Source organism: Streptomyces sp. NBRC 110028 (assembly GCF_001417735.1).
Taxonomy (GTDB): Bacteria; Actinomycetota; Actinomycetes; order Streptomycetales; family Streptomycetaceae; genus Streptomyces.
Window position 1 is genome coordinate 618412 of sequence record NZ_BBUZ01000023.1, and the last position, 24960, is coordinate 643371.

The 24960-nt window shown below is 70.6% G+C and carries 22 protein-coding genes and 1 pseudogene; 12 read left to right on the top strand and 11 right to left on the bottom strand.

Annotated elements, in window-relative coordinates; genetic code table 11:
• Positions 1–81: 81 nt before the first annotated feature.
• Complete coding sequence (locus ASC60_RS38895; protein ID WP_055548162.1) at positions 82–627, bottom strand: MFS transporter; 546 nt, start codon at positions 625–627, stop codon at positions 82–84.
• Between the two features lie 176 nt (positions 628–803).
• Between ASC60_RS38895 and ASC60_RS07845 the strand changes: the two are divergent.
• Positions 804–989, top strand: a pseudogene (locus ASC60_RS07845) (decarboxylase); the annotation flags it as partial.
• Between the two features lie 16 nt (positions 990–1005).
• On the opposite strand, the gene ASC60_RS07850 reads toward ASC60_RS07845, so the two are convergent.
• Positions 1006–2586, bottom strand: coding sequence for a GMC family oxidoreductase (locus ASC60_RS07850; RefSeq protein WP_055548164.1), 1581 nt, complete (start codon positions 2584–2586; stop codon positions 1006–1008).
• Positions 2587–2783: 197 nt separating this feature from the next.
• Between ASC60_RS07850 and ASC60_RS07855 the strand changes: the two genes are divergently transcribed.
• Entirely contained in the window at positions 2784–4367 is a 1584-nt protein-coding gene (locus ASC60_RS07855; protein WP_055548165.1) for a GMC oxidoreductase, read from the top strand.
• Between the two features lie 28 nt (positions 4368–4395).
• On the opposite strand, the gene ASC60_RS07860 is transcribed toward ASC60_RS07855, so the two are convergent.
• Entirely contained in the window at positions 4396–6003 is a 1608-nt protein-coding gene (locus ASC60_RS07860; protein ID WP_055548166.1) for a PucR family transcriptional regulator, read from the bottom strand.
• Between the two features lie 127 nt (positions 6004–6130).
• Here ASC60_RS07860 and hisD point away from each other — a divergent pair, with 127 nt between their 5' ends.
• The 4 genes from hisD (at position 6131) to ASC60_RS07880 (ending at position 11651) form a co-directional block, all read left to right on the top strand.
• On the top strand, positions 6131–7456 hold the full coding sequence (gene hisD / locus ASC60_RS07865; protein WP_055548167.1) for a histidinol dehydrogenase: 1326 nt from the start codon (positions 6131–6133) through the stop codon (positions 7454–7456).
• 95 nt (positions 7457–7551) lie between these two features.
• Positions 7552–9162: an APC family permease gene (locus ASC60_RS07870; RefSeq protein WP_107097008.1), complete on the top strand. Its 1611-nt coding sequence runs from the start codon at positions 7552–7554 to the stop codon at positions 9160–9162.
• Entirely contained in the window at positions 9159–9827 is a 669-nt protein-coding gene (locus tag ASC60_RS07875) for a ThuA domain-containing protein (RefSeq protein ID WP_055548168.1), read from the top strand. Before ASC60_RS07870 ends, ASC60_RS07875 begins: the two co-directional genes overlap by 4 nt.
• Before the next feature lie 36 nt (positions 9828–9863).
• Entirely contained in the window at positions 9864–11651 is a 1788-nt protein-coding gene (locus ASC60_RS07880; protein WP_055548169.1) for a thiamine pyrophosphate-binding protein, read from the top strand.
• Positions 11652–11761: 110 nt separating this feature from the next.
• Here the strand turns inward: ASC60_RS07880 and ASC60_RS42100 are convergent, their stop codons facing one another.
• Positions 11762–11899 (bottom strand): hypothetical protein, encoded by a 138-nt coding sequence (locus tag ASC60_RS42100; RefSeq protein WP_199830887.1) that lies wholly within the window; start codon positions 11897–11899, stop codon positions 11762–11764.
• Positions 11900–11933: 34 nt separating this feature from the next.
• On the bottom strand, positions 11934–13022 hold the full coding sequence (gene ychF / locus ASC60_RS07885) for a redox-regulated ATPase YchF (RefSeq protein WP_055548171.1): 1089 nt from the start codon (positions 13020–13022) through the stop codon (positions 11934–11936).
• Between the two features lie 219 nt (positions 13023–13241).
• On the opposite strand from ychF, the gene ASC60_RS07890 reads away from it, so the two are divergent.
• Entirely contained in the window at positions 13242–13931 is a 690-nt protein-coding gene (locus tag ASC60_RS07890; protein WP_055548173.1) for a DUF6542 domain-containing protein, read from the top strand.
• Here the strand turns inward: ASC60_RS07890 and ppgK are convergent.
• Positions 13825–14592, bottom strand: coding sequence for a polyphosphate--glucose phosphotransferase (gene ppgK / locus ASC60_RS07895; RefSeq protein ID WP_055548771.1), 768 nt, complete (start codon positions 14590–14592; stop codon positions 13825–13827). The two genes, ASC60_RS07890 and ppgK, sit on opposite strands and share 107 nt — an antisense overlap.
• A 26-nt stretch (positions 14593–14618) precedes the next feature.
• Positions 14619–15647: a 4-hydroxy-3-methylbut-2-enyl diphosphate reductase gene (locus tag ASC60_RS07900; RefSeq protein ID WP_055548175.1), complete on the bottom strand. Its 1029-nt coding sequence runs from the start codon at positions 15645–15647 to the stop codon at positions 14619–14621.
• 61 nt (positions 15648–15708) lie between these two features.
• Between ASC60_RS07900 and xseA the strand changes: the two genes are divergently transcribed.
• The 3 genes from xseA to ASC60_RS07915 all read left to right on the top strand — a co-directional run bounded on the left by xseA (position 15709) and on the right by ASC60_RS07915 (position 18551).
• On the top strand, positions 15709–16929 hold the full coding sequence (gene xseA / locus ASC60_RS07905) for an exodeoxyribonuclease VII large subunit (protein ID WP_107097024.1): 1221 nt from the start codon (positions 15709–15711) through the stop codon (positions 16927–16929).
• 10 nt (positions 16930–16939) lie between these two features.
• Positions 16940–17224 (top strand): exodeoxyribonuclease VII small subunit, encoded by a 285-nt coding sequence (locus tag ASC60_RS07910; RefSeq protein ID WP_055548180.1) that lies wholly within the window; start codon positions 16940–16942, stop codon positions 17222–17224.
• Positions 17225–17960: 736 nt separating this feature from the next.
• Positions 17961–18551, top strand: a complete 591-nt coding sequence (locus tag ASC60_RS07915) for a malonic semialdehyde reductase (RefSeq protein ID WP_055548182.1) — start codon at positions 17961–17963, stop codon at positions 18549–18551.
• Positions 18552–18616: 65 nt separating this feature from the next.
• On the opposite strand, the gene ASC60_RS07920 is transcribed toward ASC60_RS07915, so the two are convergent.
• Positions 18617–19186: a DUF4245 domain-containing protein gene (locus ASC60_RS07920; protein ID WP_079038247.1), complete on the bottom strand. Its 570-nt coding sequence runs from the start codon at positions 19184–19186 to the stop codon at positions 18617–18619.
• A 156-nt stretch (positions 19187–19342) separates the two neighbouring features.
• On the opposite strand from ASC60_RS07920, the gene glpX reads away from it, so the two are divergent.
• Entirely contained in the window at positions 19343–20374 is a 1032-nt protein-coding gene (gene glpX, locus ASC60_RS07925) for a class II fructose-bisphosphatase (protein ID WP_055548184.1), read from the top strand.
• Between the two features lie 231 nt (positions 20375–20605).
• On the opposite strand, the gene ASC60_RS07930 is transcribed toward glpX, so the two are convergent.
• Complete coding sequence (locus ASC60_RS07930; protein WP_055548186.1) at positions 20606–20962, bottom strand: WhiB family transcriptional regulator; 357 nt, start codon at positions 20960–20962, stop codon at positions 20606–20608.
• A gap of 179 nt (positions 20963–21141) precedes the next feature.
• A complete protein-coding gene (locus tag ASC60_RS07935; RefSeq protein WP_107097025.1) occupies positions 21142–21822 on the bottom strand; it encodes a DUF1707 domain-containing protein in 681 nt (226 codons plus the stop codon).
• 188 nt (positions 21823–22010) lie between these two features.
• Here ASC60_RS07935 and ASC60_RS07940 point away from each other — a divergent pair, with 188 nt between their 5' ends.
• A complete protein-coding gene (locus ASC60_RS07940; RefSeq protein WP_055548190.1) occupies positions 22011–23696 on the top strand; it encodes a fumarate hydratase in 1686 nt (561 codons plus the stop codon).
• A gap of 70 nt (positions 23697–23766) precedes the next feature.
• On the opposite strand, the gene ASC60_RS43685 is transcribed toward ASC60_RS07940, so the two are convergent.
• Positions 23767–24900, bottom strand: coding sequence for a chitinase (locus ASC60_RS43685; protein ID WP_267892781.1), 1134 nt, complete (start codon positions 24898–24900; stop codon positions 23767–23769).
• Positions 24901–24960 lie beyond the last annotated feature (60 nt).

Genomic DNA, 24960 nt, shown 5'->3' on the forward strand with positions numbered 1-24960 from the left:
GAGGGCGTTGCTCCCGGCCCTGGTGACCGGGGGAGGAGAGCTTGTGCGGCACGGTTGTCAGGGACCGTGCCGCACAAGCGGTCAGTGGCTGCCGACCGCCATCTCGGGGCGGCGGGCGCGGTCGGGTCCGGTGTGCGGGACGCCGGCGCGCACGGCGGTGGTCGCGCACAGCAGGGTCAACAGGAGTGCGGGGCGCTCCAGTCGTTGGCGGCGCCCTCGCACGGGATCACCATCAGCGCCAGGACGGCCGGCGGCCGGACCCGGCCCGTGCTGCCGGAGCCCTCGGCGGGCGGTGACGTCCCGGCCTCCTCCGCAAAGCCCGCGCTCTCGACGTCGGGAGCGGCAGGCACCGGACGCCTTCTCCACGTGCACGGCGTGGGCGTTCACGCTCACGTCCGGGCAGCCGTTGCGGAGCCCGAAGACCAGCAGCGCGGCGGCCGGCGTCCACGGGTCGTGGGCGAGACCGGGCAGGAACAGGGTCGTACCGCAGAGGACGCCGCCGGCCGGCACCACGGTGCGGGTGCCGTAGCGGTCGGTCAGCGGACCCGCCACCCGCATGCCCACGACTGCCCCGAGCCCGAGCACCACCAGCAGGCCGCCGAGCGTCGCGTGGCACGAAGGAGACATAGGCCGCCACGCGGGCGGCTCGCAGGGAACGTTCCACACCGACACCGTAACGAACATGCGACATGTTTGAAAAGCTGGATATTGAACACGCCGATTGTTCGTTTCTTGGGGGGCAATCGCGGCATGAGCAACGCAGACCGGCACGGGCTGATCGCGAAGGTCGTCAGGGACTCCGGAAGAAGGCGGGCATCGCCTCCGCCCGCCGCGTCATCGCCGCCGCCGACAGCAGCAAACTCGGCCACACCGCCTGCGCCCACGTCGGCCCCGCCGCCCTCGTGCACACCCTCGTCACGGACACCACCGCGGCCGCCGGGGAAGTCACCGCGCTCGAAGCCGACGGCACCGTCGTGCGGACCGTGTGACCCTGCGCCCCGGGCGTCAGCCCGCCGACGTCCGGATGAACGAGGCGGCCCTCTCCCCGATCATGATGGCGGGGGCGTTGGTGTTCCCGGTGACGAGGGTCGGCATGATCGACGTGTCCGCCACGCGGACGTTCTCCAGCCCGCGCACGCGGAGTTCGTGGTCGACGACCTTGCCCATCATGCAGGTGCCCGACGGGTGGTAGAAGGAGAACGACTGCGTGCGGATGAACTCGTCGATGTCCTGGTCGCTGTCCGACCGCGGGGCCAGTCCGGCGTCGGCGGCACCGCGCAGGTCCGACTGCAGCAGGGACGTCAGCCGCTGCTCACGGGCGATGCGCATGCACAGCCGGACACCCTCGCGCAGCCGTCGGCGGTCGTCGGGGTCGTCGAGGTAGTTGTGGAAGATGCGCGGCTTGGCGTAGGGGTGGGAGTGCCGCAGCCGCACCGAGCCGCGGCTCGCGGGCCGTGCGACGTAGGGCCCGAACGACATTCCCGGTTCGAGCGGCGCGGCGAGACCTTCGTCACGGACGATGCCGAGCGCTGCGTGGACCTGGATGTCCGGGGCGGGGACGTCGTCGCCGGAGCTGAAGAAGCCGCCGGTCTCGTTCCAGGCCATCGGGCCGGTGGCCTGCTCGCGAAGGAGCCGCTCCGCCGCGGAGGTGTCCGGTCCCAGGAGCGGCTCGGTGTCGCTGAAGAAGCTGATGAAACACCCGGTGTGGTCCTGCATGTTCCTGCCGACATCAGGCAGATCGTGCAGGGGGGTGATCCCTCCCGCGGTCAGTTCGTCGGCCGGCCCGATACCGGACTGCAGGAGCAGGTGGGGCGAGTTGTAGGCGCCGAGGGACAGCACGACCTCACGGTCGGCATGGATCGTCCGGACGGTTCCGAGGTGGTCGACCTCCAGACCGGCGGCCCGCGAGCCGTCGAGGCTCAGGCGCAGGGCGGTCGTCGAGGGGAGGACGGTGAGGTTCGGACGCCCCACGGCCGGCTCCAGGAACGCGATCGCGCTGCTGCACCGCAGGCCGTTGCGCTGGGTGACCTGGTGGTAGCCCACGCCCTCCTGCTCGGCTCCGTTGAAGTCCGAGTTGTGCTTGTACCCCGCGTCCTGAGCCGCCTCGACCCACGCCGTCAGCAGCGGGTGGACGGAGCGGGGGTCGCTGACGGTGAGGGGGCCGCCGACGCCGTGGAAGTCGCCGGCTCCGCGCTCGTTGTCCTCGGACTTCTTGAAGAAGGGCAGAACGTCGTCGTATCCCCAGCCCGGGTTGCCGAGCCGCTCCCAGGTGTCGTAGTCGTAGCGGTGCCCGCGGACGTACAGCATCGTGTTCATCGAGCTGGTGCCGCCGATCACCCGGCCGCGGGGCAGGTAGGCGCGGCGCCCGCCGAGTCGTGGCTCGGGTTCGGTCTCGAAGTCCCAGTCGTACACCGTCTTGAGCTGCTGCGAGAACAGCGCGGGTATCTCGAAGAGGCGGCCCCGGGCCGGCGGCCCCGCTTCGATCAGTGCGACCGTGACCCCCGGATCCTCGGACAGCCGGGCCGCCACCGCACAGCCGGCCGAGCCGGCCCCGACGACGACGTAGTCGTACGATTCCCTGTCCATTTCGCCTCCGTGGAACTTCGGTCGCCCTGATCGGCGCGTTGTGGTTCCCGGAGAGGCTAAGGACGCCGGGCATACGCGGCCCATGCACGAGGTGAGCAATTAAAGCGGCAGTCATTACTCATTTCGTGCGTGTGCTGCATCGATGCCGCTGCTTAGGCTCTCTTCGAACTATCGTGGCAAAGAGGGGATCCCCACTCATGTCCCACCCGGTGCGTCTGGATTACACACCCCCGGAGCTTCGGCCCGATGCCCTTGTCTCAGCCGGTACCGTCGAAGAGATCAGCAGCGATGTCCTGATCATCGGCTCCGGCATGGGCGGGTCCTCGCTGGCCTGGGCACTGAAGGACTCCGGTCTCGACGTACTCGTCGTGGAACGGGGCCACTTCCTTCCACGTGAACCCGAGAACGCGCAGCCGGCCGAGATGTACATCAAGGGCCGGTACAAGAACGCCGGCTATTGGTACGACGGCAGCACCGGCAAGCCGTTCGCGCCGGGTGTCTATTACTGGGTGGGCGGAAACACCCGTTTCTACGGCGCCATGCTGCCCCGTTTCCGGCGCAGCGACTTCACCGAGGTGGAACACCATGAGGGTGTCTCGCGCGCCTGGCCCTTCGCCTACGACGACCTGGAGCCCTTCTACACCACCATGGAGCAGCTGCTCCAGGTGCATGGGCAGACCGGCGAGGACCCGACCGAGCCGCCCCGCTCCAAGCCCTACCCGTACCCGGCGCTGCGGCACGAACCGGAGATCGAGCGGTTCTCCCGGTCACTGCGGCGGCAGGGCCTGCACCCGTTCCACACGCCGAACGCCCTGAACATCAGCACGCAGGCCGACCGCGCCGCCGTGACGGCCGCCGACGGCTGTCCGGACGAGACGGGCATGAAGTCGGACGCCGAGAACCGGCTCCTGCTGCCCGCGCTGCGCGACGGCGTGAAGATCCTCACGGGTGCGGAGATCACCCGCCTGATCACCTCGCCCGACGGCCGGAAGGTCGTCGCCGCCGAGGCCCGGCACGCGGGCCGGATCATCCGTATCAACGCCAAGACGTTCGCCCTCGCCGGAGGTGCCGTCAACTCGGCCGCGCTGCTGCTCCGTTCGGCCGACGACGCGCACCCTCAGGGTCTCGCCAACTCGTCAGGACTGCTGGGCCGCAACTACATGGTCCACAACAGCACGTTCTTCGTCGGGGTCAACCCCTTGCGGACCAACCCCACCCAGTGGCAGAAGACGCTCGGTCTGAACGACTTCTACGAAGCCGGACCGGGCACGCGCTTCCCGCTCGGGAACCTCCAGATGCTGGGCAAGCTGCGGGCCCCCATGCTGAAGCCGGCCCGTCCGTGGGCACCGACGTGGGCCCTGAAGCTCATGGCGGCCAGAAGTCTCGACATCTACCTGACGACCGAGGACCTCCCGTCCCGGGACAACCGGGTGCGCGTGGACGGCGAGCGCATCCTCATCGACTGGACGCCGACCAACGTCGCGCCCCACCACGAACTCGTGCGCCGGGTGACCCGGGCGGTCCGCAAGGCCGGCTATCCGCTGATCTTCACCCAGCGCATGGGCATCGAGACCAACTCGCACATGTGCGGGACGGCCGTGGCCGGTCACGACCCGGTGGAGAGCGTACTCGATCCCCTGTGCCGCAGCCATGACGTCGAGAACCTCTGGGTGACCGACTCGTCGTTCTTCCCGTCCTCCGCGGCCCTCAACCCGGCCCTGACGATCGGCGCGAACGCCCTGCGCATCGCCCCGTCCCTCGCCAGGGCGACGAAGGGCTGACGGCACGGAGGCCGGAGGCGCCCGCAGGTCAGGTCCGCCGCAGCGTCGGCTTGCGCAGCAAGTCGTGTCCGCGCACGGCCAGTTGCAGCCGCTGCTGGTTGCTTACCTGCGTGAGGTCGAGGCCGAGGATCTCGGAGAGCTTGTCGAGGCGGTGGTAGAGGGTGCGTCGCTGGATGAAGAGTTCCTCCGCCGCCCGTGCCTTGTTGCCGCCGCTGTCGAGGAACATGCGGAGGGTGGGCAGCAGAGGGTTCTTCACCAGTGCGTCGTGCTCCAGGAGCGGACCGAGTTCGTCCTCGACGTAACGCCTGAGCTCGGGACCTTCGGAGAGGGCGACGAGGAGGCGCAGAGCTCCCAGGTCGTCGAAATGTCGCACTTCCGCGGTCGAGGCCGCCGCGGCGACGGACGCCGCGCTGCGGCTTTGCCGCAGGGCCAGCGGAAGCGCCGCCGGCTCCACGATGCGGCTGAGACCACCGCGTACCCCGTGGTCGGCCAGCAGGGTCCGCACATGGCCGGCGTCAGCGGCGGCGGGCAGGCCCACGACCGCCATGTCGAAGTCCCCGGTGTCGCCCACGACGGCGGGCCAGCCGGCCTCCTGCAGAAGGCGGGCGAGGAGGTGGTCCTTGGTGGGCTCCTCGTCCCCCGCCCATGCCGTGACGACGATCAGGTCCCGGCCGCGCAGGTCCTGGCCGAGCGCCAGGCCGAGGGTGACGAACCGCTCTCCTGTGATGTCGCCGAGCAGCAGCCGGTTGAGCAGCGCCGTCTGGCGCTGGGAGGCGCGGGCGCCGCCCTCCCGCTCGCTGAGCAGCGAGATCGCCACGGCCGCGGCGGCCCGCTCCAGCGTGCGCAGTTCGGGCGGGCTCGGCTGCCTTCGCCCGTGCAGAAGGTGGAGCCACCCCCACGACTCGCCGCGGAGCACCACGGGCTGGCGAGCGCACGGCGCGACCTCACGAAACGACGCCGCCGAGGCGGTCGGAACCCCGGGGCCCTGCGCCAGGAGCGAGGGGTGGCGTTCGTGGATCGCCCGGGAGTGCGCACTCCACTCGTCCACGACCCGGTCGCCCTCCGGGGACGCGCCGCCGTACGCCAGCATCTGATGGGCGACGTCCTCCAGCACCACGGGGTGCCCGGTGCGACGGGCCAGCTCCCTGACCACGCCGACGTAGTCCTCGTCCGCCAGGAGCAGATCCATGAACGCCTGGCTGGTGGCCTCCTCGGCGATCAGCTGCTTGACGCGCGTCCCGACCAGCACCTCGTGGACCTGGGCCGACGTCTCGACGAAGGGGATCTCGTCGGCGAGCCCCACCAGGGGCAGGCCGACCGCCTCCGCCTCATCGATCACCGCCTCCGGCATGGTGGCGAACATGCGCCCGGCCAGTTCGATGACGAGGACGGCCGCGTGGGCGTCCGCGAGCCGTCGGATGAACGCACGCTGTTCGAGCTCCGTCGCGCCCATGCCGAGGCCGGCCGTCAGCAGCATCTCCTGACCTGTGAGAAAGCGGTGGATGTCCGGGATCTCACCGGTGTGCACCCAGCGCACGGGACGGTCCAGATTCTCCTCCCCCGCATACACCCGCACCGTGGTGCGCGTGAACACCTCAAGCTCCAGCGCGGTGCGAACCGTCAGGAATTCAGCCATGAGCCACGACCTCGGTGTGTGCAGGATCCGCGGCCAATATTGCACATGTTGTGCCTGTCGTCACACCCACCGTTTCCCCAGACTTCAGGTCAAGCCCGCAGGCACGACCCCGTGCAAGGAGTGCAGAGTGTCAGCCCAACACCAGACCATCAAGGCTTCTGTCGCCGTGAAGGCGTCGCGGACCAGCCGTCCGGAAATCGTCGAGACCGTCGCGGACGTGATCGCCGACGTACGGGCGCACGGCGACGCCGCCCTGCGCCGCTGGTCGCAGAAGTTCGACGACTGGAGCCCGGAGTCCTACCGGCTCGGCCCCGACCGGATCGCTTCCATCGTCTCCTCCGTCCCCGAGACGGTCCTCGACGACCTGCGGTTCGCCCAGAAGCAGATCCGCGGCTTCGCCCAGGCGCAGCGGGACTCCCTCACCGACTTCGAGGTGGAGACGCTGCCCGGCGTGTTCCTGGGGCAGCGCAACATCCCCGTCGGCGCGGCCGGCGCCTATGTGCCCGGCGGCCGCTACCCCCTCACCGCGTCGGCCCACATGACCGTCCTGACCGCGAAGGTCGCCGGTGTCGAACGGGTCGCCGCGACCACCCCGCCGGACCGGGGCGCGCCGCCGCCCGTCAGCGTCGCCGCGATGCACCTGGCCGGCGCCGACGAGATCTACGTCATGGGCGGTGTCCAGGCCGTGGCCGCCCTGGCACTGGGCACCGAGACGATCGACGCGGTCGACATGTTCGCCGGCCCCGGCAACGCCTACGTGGCGGAGGCCAAGCGCCAGCTCTTCGGCGAGGTCGGCATCGACCTCTTCGCCGGACCGACGGAGGTGGTGATCGTCGCGGACGACACCGCGGACCCGTTCGTGGTGGCGACGGACCTGCTGTCCCAGGCCGAGCACGGCCCCGACTCCCCGACGGTCCTCATCACCACGTCGGAGGAGGTGGGCAGGCGGACCATCGCCTGGGTGGACGAACTGCTGCCGGACCTCCCCACCGGAGGAGTCGCCGGGCCGGCCTGGCGCGACCACGGCGAGGTGATCGTGGTCCCCACCCTGGACGCCGCCTACGCACTCGCCGACGAGTACGCCAGCGAGCACGTCCAGATCCTCACCGCCGAGCCCCGCGAGGCGCTGCACCGGATGCGCAACTACGGTGCCCTGTTCCTCGGGGACAAGACCTGCGTCGCGTACGGCGACAAGGTCATCGGCACCAACCACGTGCTGCCCACCCTGGGAGCGGCCCGGTACACCGGCGGTCTCTGGGTCGGCAAGTACCTGAAGACCGTGACCTACCAGGAGATCAGGGACGCGGGGTCCAGCGCCCGGCTCGGCGAGATCTGCGGCAGGGCCTCACGCACCGAGAACTTCGAGGGACACGCGCGCTCCGCGGACGTCCGCGCCGCGCGGTACGGATCGGCCCGGCTGGACTGGACCGACCACACCTTCGAGCAGAGCTGAACCGCGATGACGGATCGCGACTTATGCCGGACCGCACACGCGGCACGGCAGCCGTTCGGCAAGGAGCACGTCCCCCTCGACCCACGGAGATCGTCATGTCAGCTACAAGAAACGAGGCGCACACGGCGCCCACATCCACCCCCGTAGGCCCCTCGGGCGGGGCCGCGAGCCCTGTTTCATCGGCCGAGGACGCGGAACTGCTCGCCGTACTGGGCTATGAGCAGAAGTTCGACCGCAAGGTCAGCCTGTGGGGGAACTTCGCCCTGGGCTTCGTGTACCTCTCACCCCTCGTGGGTGTCGTGTCCCTCTTCGCGGTCGGTCTGGCGACGGCCGGCGGACCGTCCGTCTTCTGGATCGGCATCGTAGGGGTCGGGCAGTTCCTGGTCGCGCTGGTCTTCGGCGAGGTCGTCTCGCAGTTCCCGCTCGCGGGCGGGCTCTACCAGTGGGTCAGACGCCTGTGGAACGGGCGATATGCCTGGTTCAACGCCTGGATCTACATCTGTACCATCACCATCGGCATCACCAGCACCGCACTCTTCAGCTCGGACTTCCTGGCCAGCCTCTTCGCCGGAACCGCCGACGCGCCCGGCATCAGCTCCACCCCCACCCAGCGCCTGTGCATCGCGATCGGCATGACCGTCATCTGCCTGATCTGCAACTGCTTCGGCACCAGGACACTGGCTCTGATCTCGAAGATCGGACTCGCCGCGGAGCTGATCGGCATCGTTCTCGTGGGCCTCTACCTGCTGATCTTCGAACGGCACAACTCCGTCTCGATCTTCTTCCAGACCAGCAGCTCCAACCACGACAACTACCTCATAGCCTTCATCGCCGCCTCGCTCGTCGGGCTCTTCCTCTTCTACGGCTTCGAGGCATGCGGCGAGATCGCGGAGGAGGTCCCCAATCCCTCCCGCAGCATCCCGCGGGCCATGCAGCTGACCGTGGCCGTCGGTGGAGTGGCCGCGCTCCTCGCGTTCGTCGGTTACGCCCTCGCGGCTCCGGACCTCGCTTCGATCCTCTCGGGCAAGGACACCAACCCGATCCCCTCGATCCTGCAGAGCTCGCTCGGCAGCGTGGGCACGAAGGCGGTGCTCGCGGTCACCATCACGTCCTTCATCGCGGGTGTGATGAGCCAGCAGGCCGCCGCGAGCCGGATCGTCTTCTCCTTCGCCCGCGACGACATGTTCCCGGGATCCCGCGTCTTCTCGAAGATCTCCCACAAGCAGCGCGTCCCCATGAACGCGTTGCTGGCCGTGAACGTCGTGCCGGTGCTGATCTACGTGTTCGTCTACTTCTCGCCCGACTCCCTCACCAAGATCGTGTCGTTCCAGGTGCTGGCCGGATACGCGGCGTTCATGATGGTCGTACTGGCCGCGCTGCGGATGCGTCTGAAGGGCTGGCGTCCCGCCGGAGCCTGGAGCCTCGGCCGCTGGGGCTTCGTGGTCAACGTGGCGGCCCTGGTCTACGGCGTGCTCGGGATGGTTCTTCTCGCTCTGCCCACCGGCGGCTCGGGAACCTCGTTCGTGGACCAGTGGATCGCACTCGTCGGTTTCCTCGTCGTCTCGGCCGTGGGTCTGGTGTATCTGCTGACCATGAAGCCGGACCGCAAGTCGACCGCGCCGGAAGGCGACGCCATGGAGGTGGCCGAGCGCCTGCGCAGCCGCGCCGCGGCCCTTGGGAGCACGCCCGGAGGGAACCTGTCATGACACGCGTCCTGTATCTGTACGGAGGCTGGCCGGGGCACAAGCCCTACCAGGTGGCCGAGGAGTGGGCCCTCCCGATCTTCAAGACCCTCGGATTCGACGTCGACGAGACCAACGACATCTTCTCGCTCGACGCCGACCTCACCGGCTACGACCTCATCGCGCTCAACTGGAACAACGCCCTGCTGTCCGAAGGGCTCACCACCGCTCAGGAGTCGAACCTGCTGGGGGCGGTGGAGAGCGGCACCGGGATCGCCGCCTGGCACGGCGCGGCCGCCGCATTCCGCACCAGCCTCAAGTACCACTGGCTGCTCGGCGGCAGCTTCCTCGAACACCCCGCGGGCGAAGGCGTGAAGTACCCCTACGAGGTCACCGTCACGGACACCGGCCACCCGATCACCGCCGGGGTGAAGGACTTCCGGGTCGCGTCGGAGCAGTACTACATGTCCGTCGACCCCAACAACCACGTCCTGGCCGAGTCCACCTTCACCGGCGAACACCTGCCGTGGCTGGAGGGAAAGACGATCCCTCAGGCATGGACCCGCACCTGGGGCGAGGGCCGCGTCTTCTACAGCGCGGTCGGACACGACCTCGACGACCTCCAGAACCCGGACGTCACCCGCCTGTGCACCCAGGGCTTCGCCTGGGCCGCCCGTCGGAACGCCTGATCCCACCGTCCGATCCGAGCTGATTGGGAACACACCATGCCTGTCCTCACCGGAGGCCAGATCGTCGCGCGGACCCTGCGCAACTACGGGGTCGACGTCGTCGCCGGTATCCCCGGCCACGGCATCTGGTCACTGACCGACGCCTTCCTGGACGACGAGTCCAGGATCCCCTTCATCCAGACCTTCCACGAGCAGAGCGCCGTCCACCTCGCCGACGGCTACTACCGCGCCACCGGCCGCCCGCAGGCCGCGGTGACCTCCATCGGCGCCGGCGCGAGCAACACCGTCATCGGCATGGGCACCGCGTTCACGGACTCCACCAGTGTCCTCGTCGTCACGGGCGGCCCGCCGACCCACATGCGCGGCCACGGACTGCTGCAGGAACTCGACCGCTACACGGCGAACGACTTCCCCAAGGTGGCCGAGGCCGTCAGCAAACGGCACTGGGTCGTCACCCGGGTCGAGGAGCTGCCCTTCGTCCTGCACCGTTGTTTCAACTCCATGCTGACCGGCCGCCCGGGCCCGGTGCACCTCGAAGTCCCCATGGACGTACAGGCCGAGGCGGCGGACGTACAGCTTCACGACCTGGAGCGGCGCATCCCGGTCGGCCGCCAGCACCCCGACCCGGAAGCCGTGGAGCGTGCGGTCGACGTGCTGCGCGCGGCCACCCGGCCGGTCATCGTGGTCGGCGGCGGTGCGATCACGTCCGAGGCGTCCGACCAGGTTCTCGCGCTCGCCGAGCGGTGGCGGATCCCGGTCGTCACCACCTGGAACGGCAAGAGCGCCTTCCCCGAGGACCACGAGTTGTTCGCCGGCAGTGTCGGCCAGACCGGCACGATGACCGGCAACGCGATCGCCAGCTCCGCCGATGTCGTCATCTCCGTCGGCTGCCGCTTCACCGACTGGTCCGCCTCCAGCTACGCCAAGGGCATCAGCTTCTCCATCCCGCCCGCGAAGCTCATCCACATCGACATCGACCCGCACGAGATCGGCAAGAACTACCCCGCCGAAGTGGGCATCGTCGCGGACGCGCAGCGAGCCGTGGCAGCCATCGTCGACTCCCTCCCCGGCAAGGGCGTAGACCGCTCCGAGTACCTCGCCGAACTCGCAAGCCTCAAGCAGGACTGGGAGGAGAAGCTCGCCGGCCGCCGTGACAGCGACCGCTTCCCGTTCACCTCGCAGCGCCCGCTCGGCGCCCTGCGCTCCGTGCTCCCGCGCGACGCGATCATCGTCGCCGGGTCGGGCAACACCCAGGGGGCGGTCAAGCAGACCTTCCCCGTCTACTCGCCGCGCACCCACCTCACCTCCGGCGGCTTCTCCTCCATGGGCTGGGCCATCCCGGCGGCCATCGGCGCCAAACTCGCCCGACCGGACAGCCCGGTCGTGTGTGTCCTCGGCGACGGCGACTTCCTCATGACCTCCCAGGAGATCGCCCTGAGCGTCACTGCCGGCGCACCGGTGATCTTCGTCGTCCAGAACAACGCGGGCTACATGTCGATCCGCGGTGGCCAGCGCAAGCAGACCTCGCGCCACATCGGCACCGAGTTCTCCCACCCCGACGGCTCGCCGTACAGCCCCGACTTCGCGGCCATGGGCCGGGCCTTCGGCATCGAGTCATGGAAGGTCGACGACGCCGCGTCCCTGGAGCCGACCCTGCGCAAGGCGGTCCAGTCCGGGGCGCCCGCCGTGATCGAGGTTCCCACGGACCGCGACGCCGCGGGCCCCTGGGTGCCCGGCTGGTGGGACTTCCCGGTCCCGGCGTACATCACCGACGAGCGCCAGGACGAGTACCACCGCACCCGGGCCACCGAACAGCACCTCTGAGACGGCCCCGCGCCCTCCGGCAGACGACCGCCCGTGCAGCCGAGACCCGGCCACACGGGCGGTCGTCATCGCATCCGGGATGTGTGGACCCGGGTAGGAGCCCCAGCCCCTCAGCACTCGATGATGTTCACCGCGAGCCCGCCCCGGGCCGTCTCCTGGTACTTCACGTTCATGCCGGCGCCAGCTGCGATGATCCCCTTGACCTGCGGATTCAAGGTCAGTTTCTCGTCTCTTCCCAACCTGCGCATGTGCGAGATCAGCGATGTGGTGGTGCGTCACCCGCTACACATTGAAGCGGAACTCCACCACGTCGCCGTCGCGCATCACGTAGTCCTTGCCCTCCATGCGCGCCTTGCCGGCCGCGCGGGCCTCGGCGACGGAGCCCGTCTCGACCAGGTCGTCGAAGGAGATGACCTCGGCCTTGATGAAGCCCTTCTGGAAGTCGGTGTGGATGACACCGGCCGCCTCGGGGGCCGTGGCGCCCTTCTTGATGGTCCAGGCGCGGGACTCCTTGGGGCCTGCCGTGAGGTAGGTCTGGAGGCCGAGGGTGTTGAAGCCGACGTGGGCGAGAGTGGCGAGGCCGGGCTCGGTCTGGCCCACGGACTGGAGGAGTTCGAGGGCTTCCTCGTCGTCGAGTTCGGCGAGGTCGGCTTCGAGCTTGGCGTTGAGGAAGATCGCCTCGGCGGGGGCGACGAGGGAGCGCTGCTCGGCCTTGAAGGACTCGTCGGTCAGCTCGTCCTCGTCGACGTTGAAGACGTAGAGGAACGGCTTGGTGGTGAGCAGGTGCAGGTCGTGGAGGAGGGCGGCGCGCTCGCTGCCCTGGACGATGCCGGCGGAGAAGAGGGTGCGGCCCTCGTCGAGGATGGCCTTGGCCTCTTCGACGGCCTTGACCTGGGCCTGCTTGTCCTTCTGGATCCGGGACTCCTTGACCAGGCGGGGCAACACCTTCTCGATGGTCTGGAGGTCGGCGAGGATCAGCTCGGTGTTGATCGTCTCGATGTCGCTCTTGGGCGAGATCTTGCCGTCGACGTGGACGACGTTCTCGTCCTTGAAGGCGCGGATGACCTGGCAGATGGCGTCGGACTCGCGGATGTTCGCCAGGAACTTGTTGCCCAGTCCCTCGCCCTCCGACGCGCCCTTGACGATCCCGGCGATGTCGACGAAGTCGACGGTGGCGGGCAGCTTGCGGGCCGAGCCGAACAGCTCGGCGAGCTTGTCGAGGCGGGAGTCGGGGACACCCACGACGCCGACGTTGGGCTCGATGGTGGCGAACGGGTAGTTGGCCGCCAGCACGTCGTTCTTGGTCAGGGCGTTGAAAAGGGTCGACTTGCCGACATTCGGCAGACCGACGATTCCGATCGTGAGCGACACGTTGGCGACTTCCCGTAGCTTCCCGGAGCGGGATCGAATGCGAGGACAGGACCGGCCCCCACGGGGGCCGGTCCACCAGTCTACGGGGCCGCCTCCGGTCACCCGTCCGGGCGGACCGTCACCCTCCCGGACTGACAATCAGTCGAACAGACTGCCAAGGTCCCGCGAAGGGCGTGTCCCAGTCCGGATTCCAGCCCTCCGCCCGCCTACGTTGGTCTGGTGGAGTACTACAGGACACGTACGCCTCGCCGGGCGGCCGCCCCCTCGCCCCGCCCGGCGGCGGACGACACGTACCCGGGCCGGGGCAGGAGCGGCGGCCAGAGCGCGGGCGGCGCGGCGCGCGGCGCCCGCCCGGCGGCACGTGGCGGCGAACGGGGCGCCGCGCGAAGGGCCGCCGGACGAGGCGGGCTGCTGGGCGCGGCCGCCGCGCTGCGCGACCGGCCGGTCACCCTGCCCAGCGCCCGGCTCACCGCCCTGGGCGCGGGGGTGCTGACCGCGCTCGCGATGCTCGCCTTCGGCTGTCTGGACGCGCTGCTGCTGTCCGGGTCGCACACCGCCTACGGAGTGTTCTTCTTACTGGCGTGCACGGGCTGCGGGATGTGGGTGCGGCCCGCCGACCTGTTCCCGGGGGCGATCGGCGTGCCGATCGCCTTCACGGCCGGGCTGCTGCCGATCAACGACGGCAGCGACGGGTTCGCGGGTCAGGCGCTGGGCGTCTTCACCGCGCTGTCGCTGAACGCGGGCTGGCTCTACGGCGGGACGCTGCTGACCGCCGTGATCGTCCTCGTCCGCCGGATCGCCCTCATGGGGCGGCAGCGGCGGCGCCGTCAGCAGCGGCAGCCGCGGCCATCGCGGCACCCACGATCCCCGCGTTGTTCTGCAGCTGCGCCGGGACGATCTCGGCCCTGATGTCCTCGATCAGCGGCAGGAACTTGTGCGCCTTGCGGCTCACCCCGCCGCCGATCACGAACAGCTCCGGCGAGAACAGCATCTCCAGGTGCGCCAGGTACTTCCGCACCCGGTGCGCCCAGTGCGGCCAGCTCAGGTCGTGATCCTCGCGGACCTTGGTGGAGGCGCGCTTCTCCGCCTCGTGGCCGTCCAGTTCCAGATGGCCCAGCTCGGTGTTGGGCACCAGCCGCCCGCCGGTGAAGACCGCGCTGCCGATGCCGGTGCCGAGAGTGAGCACGATCACGGTGCCGTGACGGCCGCGGCCCGCGCCGAAGGTCATCTCGGCGACCCCGGCCGCGTCCGCGTCGTTGAGCACGGTGACCGGTGCGCCCAGCCGCTCGCCGAGCACACCGGCCAGATCGGTGCCGATCCAGCTCTTGTCGACGTTGGCGGCGGTCCGGGTCACCCCGTCCGTCACCACGCCCGGGAAGGTCACCCCGACCGGGCGCCCGGTCCAGCCGAAGTGCCCGGCGACCTCCAGCACCCCGGCCACGACCGCCTCGGGCGTGGCCGGATGGGGGGTGAGCACCTTGTGGCGCTCCTCGGCCAGGTCACCGCGGTCCAGGTCCACCGGCGCGCCTTTGATCCCGGACCCGCCGATGTCCACGCCGAACACGCGCACGGCGGGGCCGTCGCCGTTTCCGTGGGTCACCGCTCCGCGCCGTCCGTCCCGGCGGCCGTCGTGCCGACGGTGGTCGCGGCGGCGGTGGTCGCGGCGACCTCGGACCGCAGGTCCCGGCGCAGCTCCTTGGGCAGCGAGAAAGTCAGGCTCTCCTGCATGGGCTGTACGACCTCCACGTCCCCGTAGCCGCGCTCGGCCAGCCAGTCCAGGACGCCCTCGACCAGCACGTCCGGTACGGAGGCGCCCGAGGTCACGCCGACCGTGCTCACGCCCTCCAGCCAGGCCTCGTCGATCTCGCTGGCGTAGTCGACCAGATGGCCGTCCTTGGCGCCGGCGCCGAGCGCGACCTCGACCAGCCGCACCGAGTTGGAGGAGTTCTTCGAGCCGACGACGATGACGAGGTCGGATTCGGCGGCGACCTGCTTGATCGCGGTCTGGCGGTTCTGGGTGGCGTAGCAGATGTCGTCGCTGGGCGGGCTGATGAGCTGCGGGAAGCGCTCCTTGAGCGCGTCCACGGTCTCCATCGTCTCGTCGACCGAGAGGGTGGTCTGGGACAGCCAGACGACCTTGGACTCGTCGCGGACCTCGACGTTCTTCACATCGTCCGGGCCGTCGACCAGGGTGATGTGGTCCGGCGCCTCACCGCTGGTGCCGATGACCTCCTCATGGCCCTCGTGACCGATCAGGAGAATGTCGTAGTCCTCCTTGGCGAACCGGACGGCCTCCTTGTGGACCTTGGTGACCAGCGGGCAGGTCGCGTCGATGGTGGCCAGCTGGCGCTGCGCGGCCTCCTCGTGGACGACCGGGGCGACGCCGTGCGCCGAGAAGATCACGATGGAGCCCTCGGGCACCTCCTCCGTCTCGTCGACGAAGATCGCGCCCTTCTTCTCCAGGGTCTGGACGACGTACTTGTTGTGGACGATCTCCTTGCGCACGTAAATCGGCGCGCCGTACTGCTCCAGGGCCTTTTCGACGGCGATCACGGCACGGTCGACGCCCGCGCAGTAGCCACGCGGGGCAGCGAGCAGGACCCGGCGGGCGGAGGTTGCAGTCATGTCCCCATCGTAGGGGCGATGACGACGGGCTCTGTCGGCGGTGGCCGATACGCTCGCGGGCATGGCTGTCAACACGTCCGCGGAAGCGCCGATCCCGGTCGGCGAGGTGTCCCGGCTGATCGGGGGGTGGATCGACCGCCTCGGGGCGGTGTGGGTCGAGGGGCAGATCACCCAGCTGTCCCGGCGGCCGGGCGCCGGGGTGGTCTTCCTGACGCTGCGCGACCCCAGCTACGACATCTCGCTGACCGTCACCTGCTTCCGCGCCGTCTTCGACAAGATCGCGGACACGGTCTCGGAGGGCGCCCGGGTCGTCGTGCACGCCAAGCCCGAGTGGTACGCGCCACGCGGGCAGCTGTCCCTGCGGGCCGCCGAGATCCGGCCGGTGGGCGTCGGGGAACTGCTGGCGCGGCTGGAGCAGTTGAAGAAGGCCCTGGCGGCGGAGGGGCTGTTCGCCGCCGAGCGCAAGAAGCCGCTGCCGTTCCTTCCGCAGCTGATAGGGCTGGTCTGCGGCCGCGCCTCGGCCGCCGAGCGCGACGTCCTGGAGAACGCCCGGCTGCGCTGGCCCGCCGTCCGCTTCGAGGTGCGCAACGTCGCGGTGCAGGGCACCCATGCGGTGCCGCAGGTGATCGAGGCGGTCAAGGAGCTGGACGCGCTGCCCGAGGTGGACGTGATCGTGGTCGCGCGCGGCGGCGGCAGCGTGGAGGACCTGCTGCCGTTCTCGGACGAGCAGCTGGTGCGGACGGTCGCGGCGTGCGTCACTCCGGTGGTGTCCGCCATCGGCCACGAGCCGGATTCGCCGCTGCTCGACCTGGTCGCCGATCTGCGCGCCTCCACGCCCACCGACGCGGCGAAGAAGACCGTGCCGGACGTGGGCGAGGAGCTGGTGCGCATCCAGCATCTGCGCGAGCGCGCGCTGCGCAGTGTGAACGGGCTGCTGGACCGCGAGGAGCGCGGGCTGGAGGCCGCGCTCGCCCGGCCGTGCCTGCGGCAGCCGCGACGGATGGTGGAGGAGCGCGAGGAGCAGATCGCGTCGGTGCTCGACCGGGCCCGCCGCTGTCTGGGGCACCTGCTCGACCGGGCGGACTCGGAGCTGGCACACACCCAGGCCCGGGTGGTGGCCCTCTCCCCCGCCGCGACGCTGCGGCGCGGCTATGCGGTGCTGCAGCACGCCGACGGGTCGGTGGTGCGGGCGGCGGCCGAGGTGTCGGCGGACGAGGAGCTGCGGGCGCGGGTCGCCGAGGGCGAGTTCACGGTGCGGGCCGCTGTCGGACCGGCTGAATAGGGTGAGGGGCATGGCGAAGACGGACGGGACGGCCGGGGTCGGCGAGGACGCCGGGATCGGCGAGAAGACCGGGGCGGCGGAGACGACGCTCGGCTACGAGCAGGCGCGGGACGAGCTGGTCGAGGTCGTGCGGCGGCTCGAGGCGGGCGGCACCAGCCTGGAGGAGTCGCTGGCCCTGTGGGAGCGGGGCGAGGAGCTGGCCACGGTGTGCCGCCGCTGGCTGGAGGGTGCGCGGGCGCGGCTGGACGCGGCGTTGGCGCGCTCGGGGGATGGCGAGGGTGGCGGGGAAGGCTGATCTTTCCCCACCCCGCCCCTTCCCGAACCGGGGGCACGGCCCCCGGCCCCCCTGGTGGGGGCTCCGCCCCCACACCCCCGCCGGGGCTCCGCCCCCGGACCCCGCTCCTCAAACGCCGGAGGGGCTGGGGGTGAGGCATCCCCGCCCCCGGACCCGCGTCCCGGACGCCGGAAGGGCTGAGGGCGGGCGTCTCCGCCTCCGGAGCCGCATTTCCGGACGCCGGAAGGGGCCAGGGGGGAGGCACTTCCGCCCCTGAAACCGGGCCCCGAACGCCGGGAAGACTGAGGGTGAGGCATTTCCGCCCCCGGAACCGGGCCCCGAACGCCGGGAAGACTGGGAGTGGGGCATCTCCGGCCCCCGGACCCGCGTCCCGGACGCCGGAAGGGGCCGGGAGGGGAGGCATCTCCGCCCCTGAAACCGGGCCCCGGGCACCGGAGGGGCTGGGAGTGGGGCAGAGCCCGCGCCGCGAAGCTCGGACGGTCCTCAGCCGGGGGCCGGGGCTGAGCCGGGCGGGTTGGGGCGGGGCGTCTCCGCCTCCGTGGCCCGCTCCACAAGCGCCCCCGGGTGCCGGCGGGGCGTCTCCCGGGGCCGGGGCGGAGGTCCGGGCAGGCTGGTCGGCGGGGCTTTCGGCTGTGATTCGGAGCACCCTGCCCCGGCTTTAGTTGAAGATTAACCTAAATCTCGTACAGTGGAGGCAGCGCACAGCGATATCACCACCGTGACCAGGAGGTTTACCATGACGCTCGCACTCGAACCGGCCGCCCAGGACCTGCTTTTCCGTGAGGCGCACACCGCCAACACCTTCACCGACGAGCCGGTCTCCGAGGAGCAGGTGCAGGCCATCTACGACCTGGTGAAGTACGCGCCCACGGCCTTCAACCAGTCGCCGCTGCGCATCGTCCTGGTCCGCTCCGCCGAGGCGCGGGAGCGTCTGGTTCCGCACATGGCGGAGGGCAACCAGCCCAAGACGGCGTCCGCGCCGCTGGTCGCGATCCTCGCCGCGGACAACGAGTTCCACGAGGAGCTGCCCACGCTCTTCCCGCACGCCCCGCAGATCAAGGACATCTTCTTCGGCGAGCGCGGCAACCGTGAGCAGGCCGCGGCCCTCAACGCCTCGCTGCAGGCCGGTTACTTCATCGTGGGCGTCCGCGCCGCCGGTCTGGCGGCCGGGCCGATGACCGGTTTCGACCCGGCCGGGGTGCAGAAGGAGTTCCTGGACGACGACCACACCCCGCTGATGGTGGTCAACATCGGCAAGCCGGGCGAGGACGCCTGGAAGGCGCGCCTCCCGCGCCTGGACTACGAGCAGGTCGTCACCACCGTCTGAGGTGATGCGCGACCCGCACCGCGCCCCTTCGGCGAACCCGGCCGAAGGGGCGCGGTGCTGTCCGGTCAGCCCTTTGCGGGCTTCTCCGCCTTCTCCGCCTTCTCCGCCTTGAGCGCGGCGGCCATCTTCGCGAGCTGCCCGTACGACGCGGTGCCGGTGACGACCGTGGTCACGCCCGGTTCGCGGCGCACCAGGGCGTCGTACTTGTCGCCCTCGTAGCGGACCCACTCATGGCCGCCGATCTTCTGCTTGGCCTTGGTCTCCCGCGCCTGCTGGGTGACGTCCTCGATGAAGGGGACCGGCCTGCCGTCGCTCTGCTCGATCGCGATGTACTCCTGGTCCTGGTCCAGGAAGCCCAGGTGCCAGGCCGCGCCCTTGTCCTCGGTGGTACCGGGCCGGTACGTCACGGAGGTCGCGCGCCACCCCTTGGGCAGGCTGCCCTTCTCCGGGGCGGCGACCGGGTACGGCGCCGCGCGCCGGGCGGTGTCCACCTCCACCCGGTAGTCGACCGTCTTGACGCCCTTGCCCTTGCCACCGTCGTCGTGCGGAATGCCGAAGACGTAGATGGCCGCCGCGACGACACCAATCACCGTCAGCGACAGGACCATGTCCCGCACCGTCTCTTTGCCACGCATACCTGCCACGCCCCCTATCGTCCCTCATCGCCCCTCGGCACCCGGCAACAGGGCCGTGCTCATGCGTGGGGTCCTCTGCTCACTTTCGCAATGAACGGATAAGGTCATGAGCACCCTCACTTTCCGGTTCGTCGCCGTACAGAAAGGTGCGCTCCGATGACCGAGCATCATCTGCCGTCCCAGCTCGAGGTCAGTCCCGCGGCTCCCGACCGCAACCTCGCCCTTGAGCTGGTCAGGGTCACCGAGGCGGGGGCCATGGCATCCGGCCGCTGGGTGGGCCGCGGCGACAAGAACGGCGCCGACGGCGCCGCCGTGAAGGCCATGCGCTCCCTCGTCCACACCGTGTCGATGAACGGTGTCGTGGTCATCGGGGAGGGCGAGAAGGACGAGGCGCCGATGCTCTTCAACGGGGAGCGCGTCGGCGACGGGACCGGTCCGGAGTGCGATGTGGCCGTGGACCCGGTGGACGGCACCACGCTGACCGCCAAGGGCATGGCCAACGCCGTCTCCGTGCTCGCCGTCGCCGAGCGGGGCACCATGTTCGACCCGTCGGCCGTCTTCTACATGGACAAGCTGGTCACCGGCCCCGACGCCGCCGAGTTCGTGGACATCACCGCGCCGCCCGGGGTGAACATCCGGCGGATCGCGAAGGCGAAGAAGTCCAGCCCCGAGGACGTCACCGTGGTGGTCCTGGACCGCCCCCGCCACGAGGGCCTGGTGCAGGAGATCCGGGAGGCGGGCGCCCGGATCAAGTTCATCTCCGACGGCGACGTGGCCGGTGCGATCATGGCGGTGCGCGAGGGCACCGGCGCGGATCTTCTGCTGGGCGTCGGCGGCACGCCGGAGGGCATCATCGCGGCCTGCGCGATCAAGTGCCTCGGCGGCACGATCCAGGCCAAGCTGTGGCCGAAGGACGACGAGGAGCGGCAGCGGGCCGTCGACGCGGGCCACGACCTCGACCAGGTCCTCCAGACCGACGATCTGGTCAGCGGCGACAATGTGTTCTTCGTCGCCACCGGCATCACCGACGGTGATCTGCTGCGCGGGGTGCGGTACCGCGCGGAGACCGCCACCACCCAGTCGCTGGTGATGCGGTCCAAGTCCGGGACGATCCGGCAGATCGACTCCACCCACCGGCTGTCCAAGCTGCGCGCCTACGCCTCGGTCGACTTCGAGCGCCCGCGCTAGGGGGAGTCTTGTCGATCAGGCCGGTTCAGGGAGCGGGATCTGGTGCGTGCGACCACGACACCGCGGCGAGCGTGCGTGCCAGGGCCGCGAGCCCGGCATGATCCGGAAGACACCCCCTGGACGCCCTCTGACGCTCGGGCGTCCGCCAGGGCCGTACGTACGCCAGGGCCGTATGTACGCCACGGGCCGGACTCCGCCGCACGGCGGGGCCCGGCCGGCGACCCGGAGGGTTCACCCGGCGGCGGCGACGCGCACGGCACGCTGCAGTTCCGCCTCGCGGCGTCGGCGGCGGGCCAGCACCACCCGGCGCTCGGCCGCGGTCAGCCCGCCCCACACCCCGTACGGCTCGGGCTGGAGCAGCGCGTGCTCCCGGCACTCGACCATGACCGGGCAGCGCGCGCAGACGCGCTTGGCGGCCTCTTCCCGCGACAACCGGGCAGCCGTGGGCTCCTTGGAAGGAGCGAAGAACAGCCCGGCCTCATCCCGGCGGCACACCGCCTCCGAGTGCCAGGGGCCGGCCTGTTCCCGAGCGGGGATGCGCTGCGGGGGCACGGCGGCGTCCAGCAGGGGCTGATGCGGTTGCAGCACGGTCTACTCCTGACGAAGGCTCCGGTGTTCACCCTTGCCCGTCTCCCGCCCCACGGCCCCCAGTGCACCCCCATCAGCCGCGCGAGAAGACGATGCACCAAGCCTTACCCGCTGTGCGCACGCTTATGCACACGGTTGTCCTGCCCGGAAATTCCGTATGCACAGCGGCTGTTCAGCCCTTATGACCTCAGGTTCTTCACACGTTTCCCGCGCTTCGGCTTGGCCTCGATCCCGCCGAAGAGGGCGAATCCGCTGACCCGGATCACCGGCGCGTCGGGGTCCGGAGCCTCCTGTTCCGCGATGTCCACGCCGCCGAACACGCCGGAGCCCGAACCGTGCAGCGAGACGTTCTCCGGGACCCTGATCTCCACCCCGCCGAAGACGGCCCACGCCTGGATGACGATCTCCCGCTGCTGGAAGACCGCCTCGGTGAGGTCGATCTCGACGCCGCCGAAGACCGCGAAGGCGTGCGTACGGCGGCGGGGCCGCCAGCGGCCCTTGCGCACGGCGCTGCCGAAGACCGCGATCAGGTTCTCCGGGCCTGTGGCGGGGCCGGACGCCGCGCCGGGGGGCGGTCCCGCCGCGGCGGGGGCTCGGCCCACGGGCACGTCCCGGACCAGGGGCTCCAGCTCGCCGAGGGTCTTGGCGCGGTAGACCGCGTCGATCCGCTCGGCGTGCTCCTCGGGTTCGAGCCGCCCCTCGGCCAGGGCCTCCCGCAGGATGTCCGCGATCCGGTCCCGATCCGCGTCGGACGCGCGGATCTCCGCCTCCGCGACGCGCGCCGGGGCGGGTGCCGGGGCGGGGGCGGATTTGGTCAGGGGGACCGGCTGCTGCGGCTGCTGCTCATCCACGCCGCTCAGCGTACCCAGACGCGATAGATCGCGACTAGGGGTCTGCGGCGGGGCGGCGAGCCGTGGGCGGCGGGCGGCGGGCGGTGGCCTAGTGAGCCTTACCTCACACGCCGCCGCTCCCCCTCCTCGTTCTACGCTTGTCCACGCGCTGTCGACGAAGTCAGCCATAGCCCCCCGTCGAGTAAGGAATGGCCGCGATGCCCGCCGCTTCCCACCCAGCCCACCCGGCGTTCGCCTATTCGGACCTGCTGCCCCTGGGAGAAGACCGAACGACGTACCGTCTGGTGACCTCCGAGGGCGTGAGCACTTTCGAGGCCGACGGGCGCACCTTCCTCAAGGTCGAGCCGGAGGCGCTGCGCAAGCTCGCGGCCGAGGCGATGCACGATATTTCGCACTACCTGCGCCCCGATCACCTCGCCCAGCTGCGCCGCATCCTCGACGACCCCGAGGCCAGCCCGAACGACCGCTTCGTGGCGCTGGACCTGCTGAAGAACGCCAACATCGCGGCGGCCGGGGTGCTGCCGATGTGCCAGGACACCGGCACCGCCATCGTCATGGGCAAGCGCGGCCAGAACGTGCTCACCGAAGGCGGTGACGAGGAGGCCCTGTCGCGCGGCGTGTACGACGCGTACACCAAGCTCAACCTGCGCTACTCCCAGATGGCCCCGCTGACCATGTGGGACGAGAAGAACACCGGTTCCAACCTGCCCGCGCAGATCGAGCTGTACGCGACCGACGGCGGCGCCTACAAGTTCCTCTTCATGGCCAAGGGCGGCGGCTCGGCGAACAAGTCCTTCCTCTACCAGGAGACGAAGGCGGTGCTGAACGAGGCATCGATGATGAAGTTCCTGGAGGAGAAGATCCGTTCGCTGGGCACCTCCGCGTGCCCGCCGTACCACCTGGCGATCGTGGTCGGCGGCACCAGCGCCGAGTACGCGCTGAAGACCGCGAAGTACGCCTCCGCGCACTACCTGGACGAGCTGCCCGCCGAAGGCTCCCCGACCGGTCACGGCTTCCGGGACAAGGAGCTGGAGGAGAAGGTCTTCGAGCTGACGCAGAAGATCGGGATCGGCGCGCAGTTCGGCGGCAAGTACTTCTGCCACGACGTACGGGTCGTGCGGCTGCCGCGGCACGGCGCGTCCTGCCCGGTCGCGATCGCCGTGTCCTGCTCGGCCGACCGCCAGGCGCTCGCGAAGATCACGCCGGAGGGCGTCTTCCTGGAGCAGCTGGAGACCGACCCGGCGCGCTTCCTGCCCGAGACGACGGACGAGAACCTGGACGAGAGCGACGTCGTACGGATCGACCTGAACCGGCCGATGGACGAGATCCGGGCCGAGCTGACCAAGCACCCGGTCAAGACGCGGCTCTCGCTCACCGGCCCGCTGGTCGTCGCCCGTGACATCGCTCACGCGAAGATCAAGGAGCGGCTGGACGCGGGCGAGGAGATGCCGCAGTACCTGCGCGACCACGCCGTCTACTACGCGGGCCCGGCCAAGACGCCGGAGGGCTACGCCTCGGGCTCGTTCGGCCCGACCACGGCGGGCCGGATGGACGCGTACGTGGAGCAGTTCCAGGCGGCGGGCGGCTCGTTCGTGATGCTGGCCAAGGGCAACCGCTCGAAGCAGGTCACCCAGGCGTGCGACGCGCACGGCGGCTTCTACCTGGGCTCGATCGGCGGCCCGGCGGCGCGGCTGGCGCAGGACTGCATCAAGAAGGTCGAGGTCCTGGAGTACGAGGAGCTGGGCATGGAGGCGGTCTGGAAGATCGAGGTGGAGGACTTCCCTGCGTTCATCGTGGTGGACGACAAGGGGAACGACTTCTTCACGGATCCGGGTCCCTCGCAGCCGTTCGTCAGCAGCATCCCGGTCCGCCCCGGCGCCTGACCGGCACCCGCCGCCTGTGACGGCCCCGGCTTCCGGAGCCGGGGCCGTCGGCCTGTCCGCCTGTCGGCCGTCAGCCGGACAGGGCCGCCTCGAAGGCGCCCAGGCGCTGGGGGATGCCACTGCAGGAGGTGCTGGGGGCGGTGGCGGCGGGTTGTTCGGGGGCCGCGGCGCCGGAGTCGCCCGTACCGGAGCCCGTATCGGCGTCCGTACCGGAGTCCGTGCCGCTGCCGGTGTCGTCGGCACCGGCACCCTCGGGGGCGCACGGGCGGTCTCGTTCCGCCGACCACATCGACAGCCGTCCGATGCCCTTGCGGGCCGCGAAGCGGGCGAGTCCGGCCGCGTCCTCCAGCGTGAAGACCTCGCCGGTCACGTCGTTGACCCCGATCATCGGCGTCACGGCGAGGGTCTTCCACGCGGCGGCGTCGGACAGCCCGAGCACCCCGCGGACCTTCTCATGGGCGGCGGTGGCCGCCTGGATGGCGTACTGGCCCATGTCGCCCGTGTGGTCGCCGCTGTAGTTCATGGCCATGACGTTGACCGACGAGACGGTGACGCCCTCCTGCCGGGCCGCGGTCAGCTGGGAGAGTGCCGCCGGCGTCAGCCCGTCCGGCATGGCGGGCAGCGTGAAGGAGACGTTCAGCCCCTCGTGGGTGCGCTGGACGAGGGCGATGGCCTGGGCCCGGCGGGCGGTGGCGGCCGCGTCGTCGAGGGCGTCGCCCTCGATGTCGAAGTCGGCCCGGATGATCCCGTAACGCTCGATCACCTCGGTGTACGCGGCGGCGAGTTGCGAGGCGTCCTCGCAGGCCGTCGCCAGCTCCGTGCCGTCGGCGCCGCCGAAGGAGATCCGTACGTCGCCGCCGGCCCGCCGGGTGGCCTCGATACGGGCCGTCAGCGCCGGGTCGTCGAACGGGATGCCGCTGTCCCACGCCGGGGCGCAGCCGTCACCCGATACGACGAAGCCCAGGGTGAATTCCTTGATGCCGCGCGCCGCCGCGGCGGGCATGTCGTAGCGCGAGCCGGCCCAGGCGCTGACGTACGGCACGAAGTCGGCGGGGGGCGGCGCCGCCGGGCGGGGGGCGGCGGGCGAGGCCGCCCGCTGCGGCTCGGACGGCTGCTCGCTGCCCGCCCAGACGGCGACGGTGGCGCAGAGCACGGCTCCGGCCATGGCGATTCCGCTCATGCGGGGGCTGGCCTTCAATCGCACGCGCTCTTCCTTCCGCTCCGGTCTGAAGGGGGTGGGGAGGTGAGGGCCGGGGCCGGAGGG